Raw genomic sequence first — 21,006 nt, 5'->3', positions numbered from 1 at the left:
AGATAGGTTGCAGGGGTTTTTGTTGACGCGAATTAGTAAGCCAAGTTCGGGTACAGAGGGTATTGACCGGACAATTCGGCGACAATTCCGCGCGCTTTCTCCAGCGTCGATGCGTCTTCCGGGTTTTTCAACGTTAAGGCAATGACTTTAGCGATTGTCTTCATCGCTTCCGTATCCATGCCGCGAGTCGTAACGGCCGGAGTTCCTATACGAATTCCGCTTGTAACGAACGGGCTGGTCGGGTCGAAAGGGATGGCGTTCTTGTTGACGGTAATCGCAACGGAATCCAGAACGTGCTCGGCTACCTTGCCCGTAATGTTCAAGTTGCGCGTATCGATCAGCATGAGGTGGTTATCGGTACCGCCGGAAACCAAGTTCAAGCCCTCGGAGATCAGCGCTTCCGCTAGCGCTTTCGCGTTAACGACGACATTGCGAGCGTACTCTTTGAAAGAAGGCTCGAGCGCTTCGCCTAGAGCAACTGCCTTGGCTGCGATAATGTGCATAAGCGGTCCGCCTTGCGTTCCCGGGAATACGGCTTTATCGATAGCTGCCGCCCATGGTTGACGGCAAAGGATCAAACCGCCGCGAGGTCCGCGAAGGGTCTTGTGGGTTGTCGTCGTTACGAAATGCGCGTGCGGTACAGGGCTCGGGTGTTCTCCGCCGGCAACTAGGCCAGCGATGTGGGCCATATCCACCATCAAGAGGGCTCCTACATCGTTAGCGATTTGCCCCATTTTCTCGAAATCGATCGTCCGCGGGTAAGCGGAAGCGCCTGCCACGATTAAGCGCGGGCGGTGTTTGAAAGCCGCTTTGCGAACTTCATCGTAATCGATCGTGAACGTTTGATCGTCTACGCCGTAAGCCACGAAATTGTAGAGCAAGCCAGAAGCGTTAGCCGGGTTACCGTGGGTCAAGTGTCCGCCGTGCGCAAGGTTCATGCCGAGAACCGTGTCGCCCGGCTTTAGCACGGCCAAGTAAACGGCCAGGTTCGCTTGCGCGCCGGAATGCGGCTGCACGTTGGCATGATCGGCTCCGAACAATTCCTTCGCGCGTTCGCGCGCGATCTGTTCGGGGATATCCACGTACTCGCAACCGCCGTAGTAGCGCTTGCCCGGGTAACCTTCCGCGTATTTATTGGTCAGCACGGTACCCATCGTCTCCAAAACCGCTTCGCTGACGATATTTTCGGAGGCAATCAATTCGATGTTATCGCGTTGGCGTTTTAATTCCAAATTCAGTGCTTTTACGATTTCCGGATCCTGCTTGCGCAAATTTTCCAACATAGTCGTTAATTCCTCCAAAGTGTTTTTATAATGGATGTTCATTAATCACAGGTATTCGTCATGGCATCCGGCAACGCGTAGACGGCTCTTGCCCCGCCGATTAATCTGGGACGGGTCGTAGCCATGTTTACTCTGGCTTCCCCGACCGAACGGATCGACGGTCTCAAAGGAACGGCAACGGGACGAAGGTGCATCCCGATCATCGTCTCGCCGATATCGATTCCCGCATGTACCTGTACGGCTTCCACTATACAAGGGTCGTTCAGTTGACGATAAGCGTAGGAAGCCATAGAGCCCCCGGCTTTCGGAACGGGAACGGCGGAAACCTCCGTCCAGCCTTGCGCTTCTGCCAACTGACGCTCGGCGACTAGCGCTCTATTCAGATGTTCGCAGCATTGCCACACGGTATGAAACCCGATTTGATCCCCCGCTCGTCGAACTCCGGCATAGATTTGCTCGGCCACCGTCTCCGCGCCGGAGGTGCCGATTCGATGCCCTTGCACTTCGCTCGTGCTGACTCCCACCACGACGATCTGGCCGGTACGCACACCGCCCGATTGCGCCAATTCCTTTAGCAACGATTCCGCTTGATCGGCTATAGACTGAGAATCCGGAGCCATTAACACGACCTCCTTCTCGGTTGTACCCCATTAAAAATCAATAAGGGTATTATACCTGAAATCTACGTGCGCAAACAGTTTAGGGACACTGCGCAATACGGGGAGAGATGGGGTGAGATAATCGCCTCCATTTCGATGTGACGAGCGAAAATAGACAAAAAAGAGCAGACGTGCTTCCGCACGTTGCTCTTTGCCCAGGCGACCGGCCGTCATTCCGATGCTCCACCGTGGTATGCTCCACTTGTCGTCGCCAGTTACATCGGAACCTTGAAGTTGTGGCTTAATCATACCGAAGGACGAAGAAAAAATCAATCACCGATCTTTGGGATCCGCGTCCATTTTGTCGACCAACGTCATGAGAATATCCTCTATTTCATCCGCGCACTGTTCATATAGCGATAAAGGTCCGCCGAACGGATCCGCGATATCGAAGTCGGGAATTCTCCGTTGCAGCTCCAACAGCCTGGCGCGTTCTTCCGAGTTCAAATTCTGACCTAAAGCCTGCCTAACCTGCCATTCCGAATATAATCTCTCCGCCTCTGCCACGTCGTCCATAACGGGATCTCCGCGTAATGCGTATTCTTTAAGCGTATAGGTTTTCGGGAAGGCTTGAGGGAATCGCTCCAGAATGGCGCGTTTATGTCCGGCGGTCATCGTCAAGATCACGTTAGCCCAAAGCACCTCATCCGCGGACAGCACGGTGGAGGATCCAGGCAACGTTAAATTCCGCTTTCTAAGCGTGGCGGCAGCGTGTGGAGATATCGGCAATCCGTCTGCGGTAGAGACTCCCGCTGAGCGGATTTCGAGAGGCTTCCCGCTGCGCGCGGCTAAATCCTTGAGCATCGCTTCGGCCATCGGACTTCGGCAAGTATTTCCCGTGCAAACGATCAGAACCCGGTTCATGGTGTCCCCCCTTTATAGAGGTTGTTCAAAAAGCCAATCTGGTTTTTTGAACTTGCTCTTATATAAGAAATAATAGACCAAATGCGAATAAAATGACACCACCCAACGCCTCTCCATATCCTCCCAAGGAACGACTCGCTTTTCGACCGAGCATTAAGCCCAGCACGCTCATGATTCCGCCGAAAAATCCGAACATCAGAACGGTCAGCAGCACATGCGCCGAGAACATCCCTAACGATATGCCCACGGAGAAAGAATCGATGCTCACGCTAAAAGAGAACACGAGCATTCCCCATACCGTGCGATGATCTATGGAATCAACCGACTCCCCGCGAAGGGAGCTATATACCATATGCCCGCCGAGCAGCAAGAGCAACGCGCCGGCAACGGAAGTAGCGATGCCGCCCAGCAGCCCGCTCACGTACTGCCCCGTCATCATCCCGCCAAGCGGCATCAGGACATGGAATACGGCGATGATCGTGCTTAGTTTTAAAATGTCGCGAAGCCGAACGCCCTTGAGGCCGATTCCGATTCCCAGCGAGAAAGCGTCCATGCCCAAAGCGACCGCCATGACGAGTATGGTCAGCATTTGCCCGGTTGTCGCGGACACGTCGAACATTGCTTGCCCCCCCTTGCGCTCTCCGACATAAACTTTATGCGCCAAGAGAATCTAGCGACAGCCGTTTATGCTTGTCTTCCAACATATGCGGACAAGAAGGTGAACATGCAAGGGGATGAACTTGCTAAAGCTCGGGGGAAAAGGGCTTGTTAACCCGCTGTAATCTCACAGCCGCCGGCCGCCTTGCGCAGCCGATTCATTAGAGCGGCCCCTATCCCTTCTTCAGGATAACCTTCGGCTACGATGTAATTCACCCCAAGCTCGTCGCATTCCCGCAAGAGGGCATAGAGGGAATGCGCAGCCTTTTCAGGCTCTTCGCGAGGACCGCAATCAAACACGGCATCGGCTTGATAACGGGCGACATGCTCCGTACTGGAAAGTATGGCGACCTTGCAACCTCTCCCGCCCGCTGCCGCCGCCTTCGCTTGAACGATGGGGACAAGCTTGTCCCATTCTCCGGTTATGAGAAGCATTTCGCCTTTGGGAGCGTAGTGCGCATATTTGACTCCCGGCGAGCGAGGAGCATGGGTTTGCTCGGCTTCGGAAGCCACTTCTGCAGAGTGGGCAGTTGATTCGGGACTTACGACATCCGCTATCGACCCAACCGCATCCTGCAATTTCTCGCGGGTAATCCCGCCCGGTCTCAGGATGTGAACCTTCCCGTCCACGACCCGTACGACCGTCGATTCCAATCCTACGCCGGTTTCTCCGCCATCCACGACTCCATCGATTCTGCCGTTCAGATCCTCCATGACATGACGAGCTTGCGTCGGGCTTGGCCTGCCTGAACGATTCGCGCTGGGCGCTGCAAGCGGACAGCCGGATTGCTCGATGAGCTCCCTTGCGACCTCGTGCGCGGGAACCCTTACCGCCACCGTGTCTAGACCGGCAGTGACCAAATTCGAGACGGCTCCCGGCAGGACAGGAAGCACCAAAGTGAGCGGTCCCGGCCAGAAGGCCGACATCAGCTCCCTCTCCAGATCATTAATCCGTTCCGCCAGCTTTTCTACATCTTCGCTTCGGGCTATGTGAACGATTAGCGGATTGTCCGAAGGGCGTCCTTTGGCCGCGAATATCCTTTCGACCGCTTCCGTGCTTCTCGCATCCCCGCCTAAACCGTAAACCGTCTCGGTAGGGAACGCAATAATGCCGCCAGCGGCGAGCACCGCGGCGGCTTCTATGATTCCGGACCGCGTTTGCTCCGCAGGCCAATATTTCGTAGTTACCGTCATTTCGTATTCCATCCTCATCGACCGCCGAAGCAGGCAAGGCAGCCGGCTATCTCTTTTTCAACATTATAGCATAGCCTTTAGGAGAACAAAGAGCCGATGAAGGCAAACAGCTTCTGAAGAATCTCCCACAGGAAAAACTTCGCTTCCGGCTCTTCGTTAGCCGACGAGCTCTTGTCTTGTTTCCCTGTCGCGGATAATGGCTTTGCTTCTGTGGCTGGAGCTTTTTCGTCATTCTGCGCTGTCGCTGCCGTTAAACATAACGGAGGAAATAAGACGCACCACCAATTCGCGCCGCTTCCTTGGCCGAGCGTAATTCGCAAGGCTTCGTAATTACCCGCCGCGTACGTGGATCCATCGAACATTTTCTCCGGAAAAGGAACCTTCGCAAGCTCCGCTACGCCGCCGTAGGGCGCTTTATTCTCCTGAAGCTTAGCATTTACGAGCTGCTGAATTTGCGGTAACCGCGCTTTAATCAGCTCGCGCGCTTCGTCGTGCGATGCCGGCATGATCCCCCAAGATTTAATGAACGCGGCGACATCGTCCCGCACGATTGCTTTCATGGATTGGTCCGATTGTTTATCGGAATTAGCGATAATCCGAATTCGGATGGCATCATCCGGTATGAGCTGGGCAGAGCTCGCCGAAGCGAACTGGCCGATTAATGCGGACAAGCCTAGAAAAAGGGCAAAACCGATAAAAGTCATTTTACTTGCCGTAAGAAAAGGGAATGAAAGAGAATGATGGCTATTACGCATAGGATCTCGCTCCTTGTTGTACCCGTCGGTACAGCGCTATGCGTTCCGGAACGTCTTAGCCATCATTATGTCCGGATTTGAACTCTATAAACCTATGATTTTAAATATTAAATTTCGGTAGTTAGATGTGAGCCCCAATAGATTGCATACTCAAATCCGCTACGTTTCGAATCCTATTGCTGAGCTGCGACTTGAAACGATCTTCAATATGAAATTGCCGCATGCTGTCCGTATCCTTCAGCATATTGCCGGTGAGAATGCATGCCACCGTTTCGTCTTTATCGATCTTCTTTTCCTTGATCAACTTGCGCAGGCCCGCAATCGGCCTCACGGTTATTGGAGCTGATGGATCTCGGGAAAAATGGATAATGAAATGAGAATGATGAAGGAACTGGGTATGGACTGCCCAATCCGCCCTATGCTACCATACTCTTAAGATCCGGAAGCACCGGTCAATTGAATCATACTCACTTGATACGGGCGAGGAGGCCAGAACGTGGAAGAGCCGGTTATGCACAAAATACTGGACGTCGTGACTACGTTACAGCAGAACGTGGCGGGTTTACAGCAGAATGTAATGGGTTTACAGCAAAACATGACGAGCTTACAGCAAAGTTTTGCCATCATGCAAGATGACATGACGGAAATGAAGCAGGATATTCGCAGCCTTAAGGAAGATGTCAGCGAACTTAAGGAAGATGTGCGTGTACTGAAGGACGATGTACGTTTACTGAAGGACGATGTGCGTATACTGAAGGACGATGTGCGTGTACTGAAGGAAGATGTGCGTGTACTGAAGGAAGATGTGCGTGTACTAAAGGATGATGTCGACAGATTGGAAGTCAAAGTATCTCGCATCGATGCTCGAACAGAACGGTTGGAGGAAAAGATGGAACGGGTGGAGGAAAAGGTGGACATGACCTTCGATACCGTCGGAAAGATCAAGGAAGATGTTACGGAAATCAAAGCAGAAGTCACCGAGTCCAAACAAAAGCAAGAACGGCACGAGCTCCTCCTTGGGGAAATTGCAAAGACGCTCTTGGAGCAAACCGCGAGGAGCAGGCTTCCGAAGCCGATTTGATTCGAGTTGGTACGATTTCTTTACAATCCCGGCTCGATTCGACTACGACGGGCGGAGTTAGCAAACTTTCTTTACTATCTCGGCTCGATTCGACTACGACGAGCGGAGTTAGCAAACTTTCTTTACTATCTCGGCTCGATTCGACTACGACGAGCGGAGTTAGCAAAGTTTCTTTACAATCCCGGCTCGATTCGACTACGACGGGCGGAGTTAGCAAACTTTCTTTACTATCTCGGCTCGATTCGACTACGACGAGCGGAGTTAGCAAACTTTCTTTACTATCTCGGCTCGATTCGACTACGACGAGCGGAGTTAGCAAACTTTCTTTACTATCTCGGCTCCATTCGACTACGACGGGCGGAGTTAGCAAACATTCGTTACTATCTCGGCTCGATTCGACTACGGCGAGCGGAGTTAGCAAAGTTTCTTTACTATCTCGGCTCGATTCGACAACGACGGGCGGAGTTAGCAAACTTTCGTTACTATCTCGGCTCGATTCGTCCGCGGCGGGTGGAGATAGTAAAGTTTCGTTACTATCTCGGCTCGATTCGTCCGCGGCGGATAAATTCCTATATTTACACAAAGACCGCGAATCCCAACGGATATCGCGGTCTATTTTACCGCAATGACATGCCTATCGATGCCTGCATAATCCTTAACGAAACGAATCTCGTCCCAAACCTCCGCATCCCGGAGAAGAGTCGCAACGTCATCCGCCTGCCCCGCTCCCACTTCCCATGCCACGACCCGCGGGAGTACCGGCATCAACGATAACTGCCCGGCCATGATCCGATACGGATTCAAGCCATCCTCTCCGCCATCCAGCGCCAGCCTAGGCTCATGATCCCGAACCTCCCGCTGCAAGCCCGAAATATCCGAGGACGGGATATACGGAGGATTGGAAACAAGCACATCGATTGATGGATACTCGTCGCCTGCCAAGAACGGCGTTAACAAGTCTCCCTTAACGAAGGTAATTCGCGAAGCAACCTCCTGCTTCTGCGCGTTTCTCCTCGCCATGCCAATGGCATCCGGAGACAAATCCGATGCGATCACCCGCCACCAAGGACGCTCCGCCGCCAATGTAACCGCAAGGATTCCGCTGCCGGTACCTACGTCCAGAACGACGGGGGGCGCAGCCTGATCGGGCCACAAGCGATCAGCGACCTCCAGCACCGCCTCGGCGAGCAGCTCTGTCTCCGGGCGCGGAATAAGCACCGACTCCGACACCTCGAATGCGCGTCCGAAGAAATATTGCTCGCCGATAATGTACTGCACAGGCACTCCGTTAACTCGCCGCTCCAAGAGCTCGAGCCATGCATCCGCCTTGGCAACCGGGAACCGTTCGCGCAAGTCCCTCAGCAACTCCGCCTTGCTAATTCCAAGCAAATAAAGAAGAAGAAGCTCCGCGTCAGCGTCCGCTTCTTCGACTCCGGCTTGCCGTAAATGATCCGCACCCTGACGCCACGCAATCCCTAACGTCGAAGGCAATGGCTCGCGTTCCAAGCTCACGCCAAGCGCCCCCTTGCTTACTTCATCTGTTCGCGCTCTAGAATCTCCGCTTGCTCCGCAAGCGACAGCGCCTGCACGATCTCTTCCATATCGCCGTTAAGCACGTATTCCAAGCGATGCAAGGTTAAACCGATCCGATGATCGGTTACGCGGCTTTGCGGGAAATTGTACGTGCGAATGCGCTCGCTCCGGTCTCCCGTGCCGACTTTCTCCCGGCGCTCTCCGGAATACTTCGCTTCTTCCTCTTGGCGTTTAACATCCGCGATACGAGTACGAAGCACTTGAAGCGCCTTGTCTTTATTGTCGTTCTGCGATTTGCCATCCTGACACTGAGCCATGATCCCCGTAGGAATGTGCAGCACGCGCACGGCGGATTTCGTCGTGTTAACGGACTGTCCGCCCGCGCCGCTGGAACAGAATGTATCCACGCGAATGTCTTTGTCATGAATGACGATATCGATTTCTTCGGCTTCCGGCATGACGACGACAGTGGACGTAGACGTATGGATTCGGCCGCCCGATTCCGTCTCGGGAACGCGTTGAACGCGATGCGCTCCGCTCTCGTACTTCATCTTGCGATAAGCTTCTTGGCCGGCTATCGTGAAGATAACCTCCTTGAACCCGCCCAAGTCGCTTACGCTGGACTCCAGCATTTCCGTGCGCCAGCCTTGGCTGTCCGCGTACTTGGCATACATCCGGTAGAGCTCGGCAGCGAACAAGTTCGCTTCCTCTCCGCCCGCCGCGCCGCGGATTTCCACGACCACGTTCTTGCCGTCGTTCGGATCCTTCGGCAGCAGCAGAAAACGGACCTTCTCTTCCAGCTCCACGCGCCGGCTATCGAGCTCCTCGATCTCCATTTTCACCATTTCGCGCATTTCGTCATCCAGCTTATCTTCCTGCATCGCTTTCGCGTCCTGCAGTTGGGTCAGCACTTGCTTGTATTCTTCATAAGCGCGGTAAGCTTCCTCCAGCCCGGATTGCTCCTTGGCGTAAGTCCGCAGCCGCGTCGAGTCGTTTACCACGTCGGGATCGCTAAGCAATTCGTTAAGCTTCTCATATCGATCCGCCAATATTTGCAGACGGTCTAACACTTTTCCTCATCCTCCGTTGCCCATTATGAGCTTTCGTCGTGAACTATTATACCACACGCAAGCCGATCCGTGCGGGACTGGAATAAACAAGAAGAGGACTGCCTCGGCAAAATGACCGGACAGTCTCCCCGTCTTGTTAAGCGGTCGTTCGGTACACTTCCCGAATCGCGTCCTCGATGTCGGGCTCTTGCACGCTCAGATCCCGGATCGGCAGCTTTCCCGACAGATCGGCGATCAATTCGGACGCCGTAATCGCGGATTTATCGAATTGGTACCATACCTTCAATCCGTCCTGGCGGATTATTCTCGCCCGGTCATGATCAGGCAGCGCGGCCGAGTGATTGAGCTCGATCATGAGGAGTCGATGAGGCGACAGCTTATTCACGATAGCGTCCAGCGGTCCGTCCTCGACGAGTTTACCGTGATTGACGACGAGCAGTTGCGAGCACAGAAGCTCGACGTCGTCGAGGTCGTGCGTCGTCAGGACGACGGTCATCCGACGCTCCCGATTCATCGTAAGGATAAATTCGCGGATAGCGTGCTTTGCATCGGCATCAAGTCCGATGGTGGGCTCGTCAAGAAACAGAACGGTCGGGTCATGGATCATTGCCGCCGCCAAGTCGCCTCGCATGCGCTGTCCAAGCGATAGCTGGCGAACGGGCGTATCGATAAAATCCTGGATTCTCAACACGCCGTTAAGAATATCCATGGTCTCCCTGAAGCGTTTATCCTCGATCCGGTATATCCTCTTCAACAGCTCGAACGTTTCCCCAAGGCGCAAGTCCCAATATAACTGCGTCCTTTGCCCGAATACGACCCCGAGCTGGCGGACGACGGCCTTGCGTTCCTTCTGCGGCGACATCCCGCACACCCGAATCTCGCCCTCCGTTGGATGCAAGATACCCGTTAGCATCTTGATCGTCGTGCTTTTACCTGCTCCGTTAGGCCCAATATAACCGACGATATCCCCTTGCTCGATGTCGAAGCTTAATCCGTCGACTCCTCGAACGATTTCTTTTTCCGGCCAGAACAGGCTTTTCACCGCTCCGCCCAAGCCCGTTTTTTTACGGACGACGACGAACTCCTTCACTAAATCCTTTACTTCGATAATCGCCATGTTTTCACCTCACGAGCCCGCGCTTTCGTATTTTTGCAACCCGAACCTGAATACCGCATACGCCAAAGCAAAAAAGATTAAGCCAACTACCGGAGTCCATATCGCTAATCCGAGCGGAAGCTCGAGCGACGTCGACTTATCCAGAAATTGCTCCGCCGGATAGAAACTGATGAAACCGATCGGAAGCAAGAACGTCAGAACCGCTTGAATGGCTTGCGGGTAGAGCGTCAACGGATACATGGTCGTTCGCTCCATCGTCGCAACAGCCATGAAAATCAGGTTTCGGCTGCGCTTCGTCCAAAAGGCGACTGCCCCGATAATCGTATAAAGGCTCGCTCGAATCAACGTTCCTCCGATGACCACTAGCGCGAGCTTGAGCAGATTCCCGATACCCCAATCGAAGCCGACCAGGTTAGCCGCGTATATGAAAATGACAACGCCCGGAATGAGATCGATGAGCCCGATAAAATTGAAATACCCGGTAACGAATTGAAAGAAAACGTTCATCGGCCTTAGCAGAAGGCGGTCGAATTCCCCGCGAAGAACCGCGAATTCGGTGCCCCAGGTCGGAATGAAGAAGACGACGACAAGCCCATGGCTGAGAAGCCCTAACCCGTAAAGGAACGCTAAATCATGAAAGCCCCAACCGCTTAACGGCTGAAAACGGTCCACGATGATCTTGAGCATCCAGATGCCCGTAAAATATTGCGTCGGTATCATAAGAAGCCAGCTGACTAGGAACAACGGGTATTCCAATTGTCTTTGAATGGCTAGTTTGGCGTAATAGCCGAACACGGTAACGTAATGCCTAACCTCGTTCATGCCGCCCTCACCCCCCTTGAACCATGACTTTGCTTCGGGCGTGCTTCCAGATCCACGCCAGCAGCAAACCGAGAATAATAACCCAAATCCCCTGAATGCAAATCGCCCGGACGGCATCGCCAGCAGTCGTTACACCGATATATATCCCGATAGGCGTCTGGTAAGTATATTGGAACGGAAGCCACTCCGAAACGTTCTGAACGGCATCAGGGAAAAACCACAAAGGGACCAGGCTGCCGGATAAGACGCGCACGACGGCATCCTTCACCATCCCCAGGTTCCCCAGCTCAGCTACCCAGAACGCAACCATTCCTACCATGGCGCTCATAAGCCATAGGATAACGAAGCTGAACAAGCTGCTTACCAAGAAACCGGCAAATGCGCCCGCGCCTGCCGGCAATGGGAAGCCGAACAGAAGTACCGCCGCAACGATAAGCGGAATGGCCTTATTGACGAGCGCGCTAACCATGCTGCCTATATCATCGGACAGATAGATTCCGAGTAATGGCAACGGTCTCATAAAATCGAGCGCTATGTTCCCTTCCCTGACCTGAGTGTAAATCGTGTTCTGAACCCCGGTCTGAAAAACGGATGCCAGGAGCACGGAGATAACCGTATAGGTGATCATGTTCTGAAGCCCGACGTCGAACCCCCCGGAGCCAACGACCCCGTTCCCGTATGCCGCTTTCCAAATATAGACGGAAGCCGCAAGCATGATGATGTCGCCGACCATCCCGATCCACACTTCAAACCGGTAAGCGAGCGCAGTCAGTACTCTCATCTTGATAAAATAACCGTAAGCCCTCATGGCATCTGATCACCTGACCGATCCGTAATTCCTCATTAGGAATAAATTGGACATTAATATATCACATGCGCGCATTTTTCGATAGACATAAAAAACGCAATCCGATAAAACCGGATTGCGTTTTTTATGTCTATTCCGTCCACTGAGCTTACTTCCGGATGAAAGTTCCGAGAACTTCTTTTGTCTCTGGATCGAGAACGAGAGTAAGAGGTCCTAACAACGCATCTTGATCCGTGCTGTATTTCACTTCAATCAAATGCCCGTTAGCGGCCTTGATCTCTTCCAACCTTTTCTTCTGCGCGTCCGTAGTCGTCATGATCCCCCCCGTGCCCGATGCGATAATCGACACTTGCGCCTCGTCTTTTTTCGTGATCAAGTGGGATTTAGCTTCCGCGGACAAATTGTTCCAGGCTATCTCGCGATATTCCTGGGCGACTTCCGGCGACATTTTGCCCGCAGGGGCAGCAGGAGCGTTTGCCTGAGGGATGACGAGATAGTGAAGCGGGCTTTGCGGCGGCAAGCTCTTCGTCATGATCGGTCCATAGTAAGCAGTCACCTTAGTTCCGGCCTTCACGTCTGCCCAGTCAACCGATTGCCCTTCGGAGGTCAGCACGCTCGTTTCCTTGCCGGCGTTGAGAACTAAAGTCGTAGTGGTGACGCCGTCTTTCGTCTCGCCGAACTTCACTTGCCAGCCGTCGTCGGTTTTTTCCACCGCTTGGATGACGTCTTCTTTCACCAAGCTTTCGCTGCCCACGACGATTTTAGCTGCATGGGATTGACCAGGGAAGCTCATGGCGATAACCGGACCATACTCCGCGTATACGCGAGTTCCTACTTTCAAATCTTTCGCCGCGAATACGTCGCCGGTCTCATTCGTAAGTACCGTGTCTTTGTCCGCCGTAAGGATAATCCAGTTATTGCTGCCCTTGCCGAGAAGCTCGAGCCGATACTTGCCGTCCTCGATCGGAGTCGCGTTTACGATTACGCCTGAAATCGGAACGTATTCAACCGCTTCCTCCTCTTGCTCCGTCAACTCGATCTCCTTGCCCTTCGAATTCCAGTTCAGATTGTAGCCAAGCGCTTCCGCTGTATCGCGTGCGGGCAAATAGGCTTTGCCGCCGATGTATACCGGGTGCAAAGTCGTATCCGTTCCATTCACGGAAACTACGATCCCTTTATTTAGAACCCCGTTGACCTTGCTGACCAAACCGCTTGCGCCGACCGCCGCGGACGTACCCAGAATACCTACCGCCGTGACGAGTACCAATAGTTTTTTCTTTTGCATAGTTGTTTCTCCCTTCGCTTATAGCTTTATCGTGATTGCCTGATTGTCAGTTTCTATGACGCATATAAGCTCGGAAAGGTTGCATGCATTTCTGCCCCGACCCCAAGATGAACAGAAGGAAGTATCCCCGAAGGAAATACTTCCTGAACTGTTCTTTTACGATTAATTTTTTTGAATCGCGGCCTGGTAAATCTCGATGTATTTCGCTAGGTTCAAGCCGTCGAAGCCTTTGACGTAAGAATCCCAATCTTTATCAAGATCCTTGTTGCCGAGAATGAACTGAGCCATGTTGGACAGCACGTAGTCCTTAATGGAAGTCGCCAGCTGCGCCGAGGCATCCGTATCTTCCGGACGGATATACGCGCTTGCCGGGTAAAACTCCTTCGGAGCGTACGGCTCATACTCCTTCGTAGCAAGCGCCAAGCGTCTTTCATAGCCTTTCGAGCTCAGAGGATCCTGCGCCGAGGCGAAGGAGTCGCGGAATTCTTTGGACATATCCTTCGGACCGAGCAGCGACCAGCTGTCGTTTCTTACGACGGTCTCATCCAGCTTTTTAAGATTTTCAAAGCTGTACTTCGCCTGTTGGCCGTCGTTGTTTTTCTCGCCCGGCTGCGCTTTGTTCCAGCCGATGCCCTCGTTCGGGCTGTATTCGCTGTAAAGCGCGCCTTCTTCGCTATAAGCATAATCTGCTATTTTGATAGCCGCTATTTGCTGAGCCTCGCTTGCCTTGTTGGTGATGACGAACGGGAATTCGCCGAGACCTTGCGAGATGCCCGCGATCTGCACGCCCTGAGGCCCTTTAAGCGGAGGTACGATGACCCAGTGCTGGTGGCGAGTGATTTTGTCATCCCACACATTGAGAAGGTAGCTGAGCAGCGCAGTCGTAATGGAGCCTACGATCTCGTCGCCTTCGCGGTTGCCGAGTTGGCCGACCGCCTGGTCGTTCTGCGTGAAGGAAGCTTTGTCGATCAAGCCTTCCTTGTACAGCTTGTGCATGAACGCGAGGCCTTCCTTCCACTCCGGCTTGTTAGGCGCAAAGTCGACTTTGCCGTCCGTTAAAGTCAAATATTTGTCGTTGTCGTTGTAGATGAATGAATTCATTAGAAACGCGTCGATATTGCCGTTCCAGACGGATTTGTTCGGTGCGCCGGTCAGCGGAATTTCGTCCGCTTTTCCATTGCCGTTGGGATCCTTCGTCTTGAATGCCTTCAGCACGGTATACAGCTCATCCGTGGTCGTTGGCACAGGCAGTCCGACTTTATCGAGCCATTCTTTGTTCATCCAATACTTCTGGGAGAACGTACAATGATAACATTCGTTCAAGCGCGGAATGCCGTAAATGTTGCCGTCCGGCGCCGTCATCGCTTCCGTCAAATACGGCTTTTTCTCCATCATCGCCTTCAAGTTGGGCGCATATTTCTCGATGAGGTCGTTGAGCGGGATCAATACTCCCTGCTTGCCATACGTCATCACGTCCGAGTTTTTGAACTTGCCTTCGAGAAACACTTCCGGGTAATCGCCGCTGGCGAGCAGCAATTGCCTGCGGTCAACCAAAGCATCGGCAGGCGCGAGGTCCCACTTGATTTTGACGTTGAACTTCTTTTCTACGAGCTTCGTGTAATCATTATCTTCGAGCGGCGCTTTTCCTTGAGGAGCGAAAAATGTCATTTCAACCGGACCTGTCGGCTCCGGGCTTGCGGAAACGCTGGAGGACGAATCCGCGCCGGTGGACGGGCTCGTGCCGTTGTTTTCTGTTTTACCGCCGGAACAAGCGGAAAGCACGATGCTGCTGACCAACACAAGCATTAACGATACCCACAATGACTTTTTCAAACTGACTCCTCCTTTGGATGGTAAATCAGGTCTTCATAAAGATGAAGCTGTTCGTGGATGCGGATCGGCTCTCTTGGGCGCTCACCTCCACACGGAATTCACGCTATTGCCGATGATCAACCTTTTAAGGAACCGACCATGACTCCTTTGACGAAGTGCTTCTGCACGAACGGATACAGGATCAGAACCGGGATAGAAGCCACGACGATCAATGCATACTTGAGTACCTGCTCGAAACCCTGATCGCGAAGCGTCTGAGCGGTGTTCGCCAGCATGGCCGGGTCGGCAGCGTTCAGAATCAACAGGTTGCGAAGGACATACTGCAGCGGGAACAATTTTTCCGACCTAAGGTAAATCAGCGCGTCGAAGTAAGCATTCCAATGCCCTACCGCGTACATAAGCGCCATGACGGCCAGAATCGGTTTAGATAACGGCAGCACGATGCTGAACAGGTATCGGAAATCTCTGCACCCGTCGATCTGGGAAGCTTCCTGAAGCTCGGACGGGATGGAGGTTTGGAAAAACGTTCTGGCCACGATGACCTGGAAAATGGAGAAGGCTCCAGGAAGCCATAGCGCCCAGCGCGTATCAAGCATTTGAAGCTCTTTGACCAGCAAATAGGTCGGAATGAGTCCGCCGCTAAAGAAGAGAGTGATCATCATCAGAATCATGATGAACTTGCGGCCAGGCATCGCTTTTTGCGACAACGGAAACGCGATGAGAACCGTAAAGGCGACATTGATGAATGTACCGACGACGGTATAGATCACGCTGTTATAGAAGCCAAGCATCAGTTGGGCGCTGTTGAATATCGATTTGTAAGCCCTGAGCGAGAACTCGACCGGAAACAGCCAAACCCGGCCGGATACTACCGCGTTGGGAGAACTGAAGGACGAGCTTATAATGTATAGCAACGGATACAGCACTGAAAGCATCAATATCAAGAGTAGAATATAGATGAAGACGAGCAGCACGCGGTCGCCGAACGGCTCCTTGATTCTTGCATTAAACATGGTCGACCGCCTCTCTACCATAAGCTATTATCCGAAACTCTGCGGGCGAAGAAATTGACGATTACGAGCAGGATCAGGTTGATGACGGAATTGAATAATCCGACCGCAGAGGAAAAGCTGAAGTTGGCACCCAACAGACCGACCTTGTACACGTAGGTGGAAATGACTTCGGATGTGCTCATGTTGAGCGGATTTTGCATCAGGTATATCTTTTCGAAGCCGACGCCCATTATGTTACCTAAGCTAAGAATGAGCAAGATGACCGTAATCGGGAGCAAGGACGGCAGATCGATATGGATGATTTTCTTGAACCGGGACGCCCCGTCCATCTTCGCCGCTTCATACAGGGAAGGATCGACGCCGGCCAAAGCCGCGATGTAAATAATCGAAGCGTAGCCCATCTCCTGCCAGACGCCCGACCAGACATAAATGGATTTGAACAATCCCGGCTCGCCCATGAAATTGGTTGTCGGAAATCCGAGAAAGATGAACAGTCGTTCCACGATGCCGACATGAGGAGAAAGCATCAGGATGATGATCGAAACCATGACGACGGTCGAAATAAAGTGAGGCGCATAGGTGATCATCTGTATCGATCGCTTGAAGAAGCCCGTCCTTACTTCGTTGAGAGCCAAGGCCAGAAGGATCGGAATCGGGAATCCCGCCAATAAGGAATAGAAGCTGATACCGATCGTGTTCTTGATCAACAGCGGGAAGTTGGGAGAATGGAAGAGATTCTCGAAGTGTTTGAATCCTACCCAAGGACTACCCCATATTCCTTTGACCACGTTATAATCCTTGAACGCGATCATTACGCCGAACATCGGAATGTATTTGAAAATGAGTAGATAGAGCACCGGGAGAAGAACAAGAACATACAACTCCCAACTTCGTCTCGCCTTGATCCAAGTCTGAGCCATCCGCATTGCCCCTTGTTGTTTTCATTCCCGGATGCCGTATGAAAATCAGGGCTGCCGGGTTCGGTAATTCGATTCTATCCCGGGAACGTTTCATCCATCAATTTGTAAGATTCCGTAACCTCTCTATTTTCCCGAACCTTGATTTCACCCTTAAACCAGCTGAATAGAGCGCATACTTCTCCTTTTTCTACCGTCCACCTTTTTCGCGCAAAGAAAACCCCTTAGATTTGCGCCGGATTAATGACGCCCGCTAAGGGATTTATTCGGATTTCGTATGACATAACTCATCGGAAAGCCTGTTTGCGGTAATCGCTAGGGGAAATTCCCGCAACGTTCCTGAAGGCCCGATTAAACGAATTATAGTTGTAGTACCCGATCTCGGCGCTGATTTCCTGCAGCGACTTGTCCGTTTCCAGAAACAGCTTCTTAGCGTTTTCGATCCGAAGTCCGATCAGGAAATCGACGAAATTCTCCCCGAATTCCTCTTTAAACAGCTTGCTGATGTTTTTGGTTTGCATCATGAATTTGTCGCTTAAGTAATCTAGGGAAAGCTCCGGATTGCCGTAGTTCTCTTCGATATAACTGCGGATATCGCCGATCACGACCCTGGTTTTCTGGGAATCCCTCAATACCTGCATCTTGTCGGACATTTCCTCGAAGATTCGCCCGCAAGCGCCCTCAAGTTCCTCCACGGTTTCCCAGCTCTTCTCCAATTCCAGCCATTCCGCTTCCTTGTCTTTCCAGACTATCCGATATTCTCTCGACATTTCCAGGAATACGCGGCTCAATTGCTGCTGCAGGAATTGCAACAGGCTTTCAATCTCTTTGCGGGAGGAGACGGAATCCTTGATTTGCTTGAACAAATCTTCCAGATGCTTGTGCCAAGCGTTCTCCGGCAGCCTCATGGCCTGCGAGAGCGAATGAATCGTACCGAAATATTCGTGAATCCGGGACTGCGAACTGTTCACCTCGTCCGAACGGATCAACCTCCCGGTTCCCAGGACGGCTTTATATTGCAGCAGGTTGCTTGCGATTTCATGGGATCTACGAATTTCTTCAAGACGGATAGCCATGCCGTCAATGCCTAGGGTTACCGAAAAACCAAGATTGCCGCGAATCCATTCCACGATCTGTTCTCCGATAATATCCGAAAGCCCGTCCGAATTCTCATTCTCCGGCACCCATACGATAGCCGACAGCCGTCGGTCGGCCGTCCATTCCGCCCATGCGGACGCTTCGCTGAGCTGAGCCATTTCATGAACGACGCTAGAAACAACGAATTTGAGTATCGATTGATCGTGCGGTTTGAAAGTTTCGGTAAAGTTGCGATAACGGTCGATGTCCAGCACCAGCACAAAAGAATAGGAACCGGCGGGGTTTACGTTGTATTTGATCAAATCCGCCTGCCATTCCGTCTCTCGGATCGGAAAGCTCCCTTCGACAGCCTCCTGAAAGCGGTGTTTCTTTTGCAAAATCATATTTTCGTTATTTTGCTGCCTCGTTTTTTTCGTCTCTTCCATCAGATGCTCCAGAGCGCCGCGGATAAAGCCGAATTCATTTTTATCCGGCTTGCCGACATCTTGATTGATCAAGGAGCTTGTCCGGATAAGAGAAACGAGCTGGCTAATCGGCTTGTAGTTGCGGCGGGACACATGAACGACCCATAGAACGCCAAGAATCACCGCAGCAATGGCCATGATCAGCCATACGTTGTAAAAATGAAGAACGATGCGGAGAATTCCTTTATCTACCGGACCGCTTGTTACTTCCCAACCGGTATAGGGAGAGATATAGCGGGAGAATACGCTTGGATTTTTTTGATTTCCGGTATCGTCGCCTAGCAGACTTCCACCCTGAACGTCTTTCATGCGGACAAATGTGAGGTCGCTGTTATACATGGGGGCAATGGAGCGTTTCAGCTTCGACAAGCTGACATTGACTACGATATAACCGCTTTTTTTGTTCGTAAAACGAGGATAACCCTGAACCATAGTGATAACTTCCGACGGTTTTTCGTTAGGATACGTCGTGTATACTCTTTTCCCCGTCCATTTGCCGGGAATATTCGTCTGCTCCACATACGGATTGATAAACGGCGCGTCCAGAAAATCCGACGTCAGGCCGGACCCGTCTCCCAATATGAAATGATCCTGCAGCCGTAAAAAATAGATCGAATCGATAATCTGATAATTGAATTTCCAGTCATCCATCAGCTTCGTAGCCTCGATGCTCTCGTAAACGTCGTTGCTGTCCGTGCTGAAAAAGCGCTTGAGCACCGGGGCGGAAAGAATGTCCCGCAATACTCGATAATCCACGGTTTTTAAAGAATTGTCCGTAAAACGGATCACTTGCTGCGTAAGGAACTCATTGGCTTTTATCGCTTCCTTGCGATTCTGTTCATTCAGAGTTTGGAAAAAAACAAAAAATAAAATCGTGATCACGATAAAAAACATAGGAAGGTACGATAACAGGAGTCGCCGGAACCAGTTGCTGTTCATATCGAATCTCCTCTTTCCTTTGGGGTACCCGCATTATTACCTAGTTGTTCCGGATCCGAAACACGTGGGCGATCGGGGCTTCCCCATCCGCTTCGCCTGCCGGAAGGCGGACCGCGATCCCTTCTTCCGTGCGCGAATATTCCAGCTGCCCGTCGATTCCGACAAGCTCGATACCCGCAATAGGCTTTGGATAAGCAAAATGGACGTATTCAGAAACGGGCGTATCGGCGCTTGGATACAGATAAGTGCAGTATACTATATCATTTTTGGTCGTGAAAGCGCATGAACCCGTATAATAAGGAGCGCAAATGCGCGTTCCGTATACGGCTTCCCCGTAGGCTTTCATCCAGTTGCCAAGCTCCTTCATGCTTTTGACCGCGCCTTTGGGCAGCCGCCCGTCCGGCTGAGGTCCTACGTTCAAGGCCAGGTTGCCGCCTTTGGCCACCACCTCCATAAGAATATGGACCAACTGCCGCGCGGTTTTATATTTGTCCTCGAAACCGAACGAGAAGGAGGTTCCGATTGTTATACAGCTCTCCCACGGTACGTTCAACGGTCTATCGGGAATGGTCTGCTCCGGCGTCACGTAATTCTCGTAAGGACCTCCCACCGTACGGTCCGCGGAAAGAAGCCAGGGCTGCGTCTGCCGCGCGCGCTCGACCACCTCGCCCAGCCGGATATCCTGCTTGACCCGGCCGCCGTCTCTCACCCATCCTGCATCCAGCCACAGAATATCGATTCTACCGTAACGGGTTAGAAGTTCCATGATTTGTTCATGGGTAAAATCGACGAATTTTTCCCACAGCCAAGGATATTCTTTGGGATCGTAGGACGGTCCCCTCCACATATGGCGGCCCCGCTCCATGCCCGAAGCCCAATAGTACGGGGTATTCCAATCGGCCTTGGAGAAATATGCGGCAATCGCCAACCCCTTTTCGCGGAAAGCGTCAAACACGTTTTTGCAAATGTCGGCGTAACGGTGCGCATGGAAAGGCGTATCCTTGCCCGTAATCCGGTAATCCGTCGTATGCGTGTCCCACATGCAGAAACCGTCATGGTGCTTGGTCGTGAAGATCAGATACTTGAACCCGCCTTCTGCGGCTGCGTCCGCCCACGCTTCCGGCTGGAAACGGATCGGATTAAACGTCTTGTTTAATCCGAAATATTCGCGCTTCATCTCCTCGTAATCGCTCGTCCAGTCAATGTCGTTGCGCGCCCAGTCCCCGTCTTCGTCGCTGAGCGTCCAAGACTCGACAAGGCCAAGCTGGGAATAAGGACCCCAATGCATCATGAGGGCCAATTTCTGATCCTTGAACCATTCCAATCTTTCCAAGGTGACCGGGTCATCCGGCTTCACCCATTCCGATTCGCTGCTGTAATTGTGGACGCCGTGCTCCACTTCCTGGGTTTCGGAGAGTTCGGCTTGCCGGTTCTCTTGTATATCGAGATCGTTCATGTTTATTTCCTCCCGTAATAAGGTTCCTTGAGGATAAACTCTGCACGTGAAACCCTCAATAGGATTTTTTCGGATAGTTCTCTTTTTTCGCGGGAGCGGAATCTGATGGATCAAAAAAAAGCAGCCTAGCAGGAGTTGACCCCCGCTAAGCCGCTTCA

Annotated in this window: 19 protein-coding genes and 1 riboswitch; of the genes, 1 reads left to right on the top strand and 18 read right to left on the bottom strand. The window is 52.3% G+C overall.

Annotated elements, in window-relative coordinates; genetic code table 11:
- Window positions 1–32: 32 nt before the first annotated feature.
- From E2980_RS06095 to E2980_RS06065, 7 genes are all read right to left on the bottom strand, one after another.
- Complete coding sequence (locus E2980_RS06095; RefSeq protein ID WP_205699929.1) at window positions 33–1,283, bottom strand: serine hydroxymethyltransferase; 1,251 nt, start codon at window positions 1,281–1,283, stop codon at window positions 33–35.
- Window positions 1,284–1,324: 41 nt separating this feature from the next.
- Entirely contained in the window at window positions 1,325–1,903 is a 579-nt protein-coding gene (locus tag E2980_RS06090; RefSeq protein WP_135151258.1) for a TIGR01440 family protein, read from the bottom strand.
- Window positions 1,904–2,088: 185 nt separating this feature from the next.
- Window positions 2,089–2,171: riboswitch (ZMP/ZTP riboswitch) on the bottom strand.
- Window positions 2,172–2,215: 44 nt separating this feature from the next.
- Window positions 2,216–2,806, bottom strand: coding sequence for a low molecular weight protein arginine phosphatase (locus tag E2980_RS06085; RefSeq protein WP_135151257.1), 591 nt, complete (start codon window positions 2,804–2,806; stop codon window positions 2,216–2,218).
- Between the two features lie 58 nt (window positions 2,807–2,864).
- Window positions 2,865–3,425: a manganese efflux pump MntP gene (locus E2980_RS06080; RefSeq protein ID WP_135151256.1), complete on the bottom strand. Its 561-nt coding sequence runs from the start codon at window positions 3,423–3,425 to the stop codon at window positions 2,865–2,867.
- A 149-nt stretch (window positions 3,426–3,574) separates the two neighbouring features.
- Window positions 3,575–4,657, bottom strand: a complete 1,083-nt coding sequence (locus tag E2980_RS06075; protein ID WP_135151255.1) for an L-threonylcarbamoyladenylate synthase — start codon at window positions 4,655–4,657, stop codon at window positions 3,575–3,577.
- A gap of 77 nt (window positions 4,658–4,734) precedes the next feature.
- Window positions 4,735–5,412 carry a stage II sporulation protein R gene (locus E2980_RS06070; RefSeq protein ID WP_135151254.1) on the bottom strand — a complete coding sequence of 226 codons (678 nt, stop codon included), beginning with the start codon at window positions 5,410–5,412 and terminating at the stop codon, window positions 4,735–4,737.
- A 121-nt stretch (window positions 5,413–5,533) separates the two neighbouring features.
- On the bottom strand, window positions 5,534–5,716 hold the full coding sequence (locus E2980_RS06065; RefSeq protein WP_167747000.1) for a hypothetical protein: 183 nt from the start codon (window positions 5,714–5,716) through the stop codon (window positions 5,534–5,536).
- Window positions 5,717–5,908: 192 nt separating this feature from the next.
- Between E2980_RS06065 and E2980_RS06060 the strand changes: the two genes are divergently transcribed.
- Window positions 5,909–6,493 (top strand): hypothetical protein, encoded by a 585-nt coding sequence (locus tag E2980_RS06060; protein ID WP_135151252.1) that lies wholly within the window; start codon window positions 5,909–5,911, stop codon window positions 6,491–6,493.
- A gap of 612 nt (window positions 6,494–7,105) precedes the next feature.
- Here E2980_RS06060 and prmC read toward each other — a convergent pair.
- The 11 genes from prmC to E2980_RS06005 all read right to left on the bottom strand — a co-directional run bounded on the left by prmC (window position 7,106) and on the right by E2980_RS06005 (window position 20,848).
- Window positions 7,106–8,005: a peptide chain release factor N(5)-glutamine methyltransferase gene (gene prmC / locus E2980_RS06055; protein ID WP_135151251.1), complete on the bottom strand. Its 900-nt coding sequence runs from the start codon at window positions 8,003–8,005 to the stop codon at window positions 7,106–7,108.
- A 17-nt stretch (window positions 8,006–8,022) separates the two neighbouring features.
- Window positions 8,023–9,096: a peptide chain release factor 1 gene (gene prfA, locus E2980_RS06050; RefSeq protein WP_135151250.1), complete on the bottom strand. Its 1,074-nt coding sequence runs from the start codon at window positions 9,094–9,096 to the stop codon at window positions 8,023–8,025.
- Window positions 9,097–9,232: 136 nt separating this feature from the next.
- Window positions 9,233–10,213, bottom strand: a complete 981-nt coding sequence (locus E2980_RS06045) for an ABC transporter ATP-binding protein (RefSeq protein ID WP_135151249.1) — start codon at window positions 10,211–10,213, stop codon at window positions 9,233–9,235.
- A gap of 9 nt (window positions 10,214–10,222) precedes the next feature.
- Window positions 10,223–11,035 (bottom strand): ABC transporter permease, encoded by an 813-nt coding sequence (locus E2980_RS06040; RefSeq protein WP_167747003.1) that lies wholly within the window; start codon window positions 11,033–11,035, stop codon window positions 10,223–10,225.
- A 7-nt stretch (window positions 11,036–11,042) separates the two neighbouring features.
- A complete protein-coding gene (locus E2980_RS06035; protein WP_135151247.1) occupies window positions 11,043–11,843 on the bottom strand; it encodes an ABC transporter permease in 801 nt (266 codons plus the stop codon).
- Window positions 11,844–11,991: 148 nt separating this feature from the next.
- On the bottom strand, window positions 11,992–13,128 hold the full coding sequence (locus E2980_RS06030; RefSeq protein WP_135151246.1) for a stalk domain-containing protein: 1,137 nt from the start codon (window positions 13,126–13,128) through the stop codon (window positions 11,992–11,994).
- A 162-nt stretch (window positions 13,129–13,290) separates the two neighbouring features.
- Window positions 13,291–14,961, bottom strand: coding sequence for an extracellular solute-binding protein (locus E2980_RS06025; RefSeq protein WP_205699928.1), 1,671 nt, complete (start codon window positions 14,959–14,961; stop codon window positions 13,291–13,293).
- 116 nt (window positions 14,962–15,077) lie between these two features.
- Window positions 15,078–15,974, bottom strand: coding sequence for a carbohydrate ABC transporter permease (locus E2980_RS06020; RefSeq protein WP_135151245.1), 897 nt, complete (start codon window positions 15,972–15,974; stop codon window positions 15,078–15,080).
- A gap of 14 nt (window positions 15,975–15,988) precedes the next feature.
- Window positions 15,989–16,894 (bottom strand): ABC transporter permease, encoded by a 906-nt coding sequence (locus E2980_RS06015; RefSeq protein WP_338080630.1) that lies wholly within the window; start codon window positions 16,892–16,894, stop codon window positions 15,989–15,991.
- 284 nt (window positions 16,895–17,178) lie between these two features.
- Window positions 17,179–19,392 carry an AraC family transcriptional regulator gene (locus tag E2980_RS06010; RefSeq protein ID WP_135151243.1) on the bottom strand — a complete coding sequence of 738 codons (2,214 nt, stop codon included), beginning with the start codon at window positions 19,390–19,392 and terminating at the stop codon, window positions 17,179–17,181.
- A gap of 40 nt (window positions 19,393–19,432) precedes the next feature.
- Window positions 19,433–20,848, bottom strand: coding sequence for an alpha-L-fucosidase (locus E2980_RS06005; protein ID WP_135151242.1), 1,416 nt, complete (start codon window positions 20,846–20,848; stop codon window positions 19,433–19,435).
- Window positions 20,849–21,006: the final 158 nt, after the last annotated feature.

The sequence above is a fragment of the Cohnella luojiensis genome (genome assembly GCF_004564235.1).
In the GTDB taxonomy this organism is placed as follows: domain Bacteria; phylum Bacillota; class Bacilli; order Paenibacillales; family Paenibacillaceae; genus Cohnella; species Cohnella luojiensis.
This window is presented reverse-complemented; position numbering and strand designations above follow the sequence as displayed.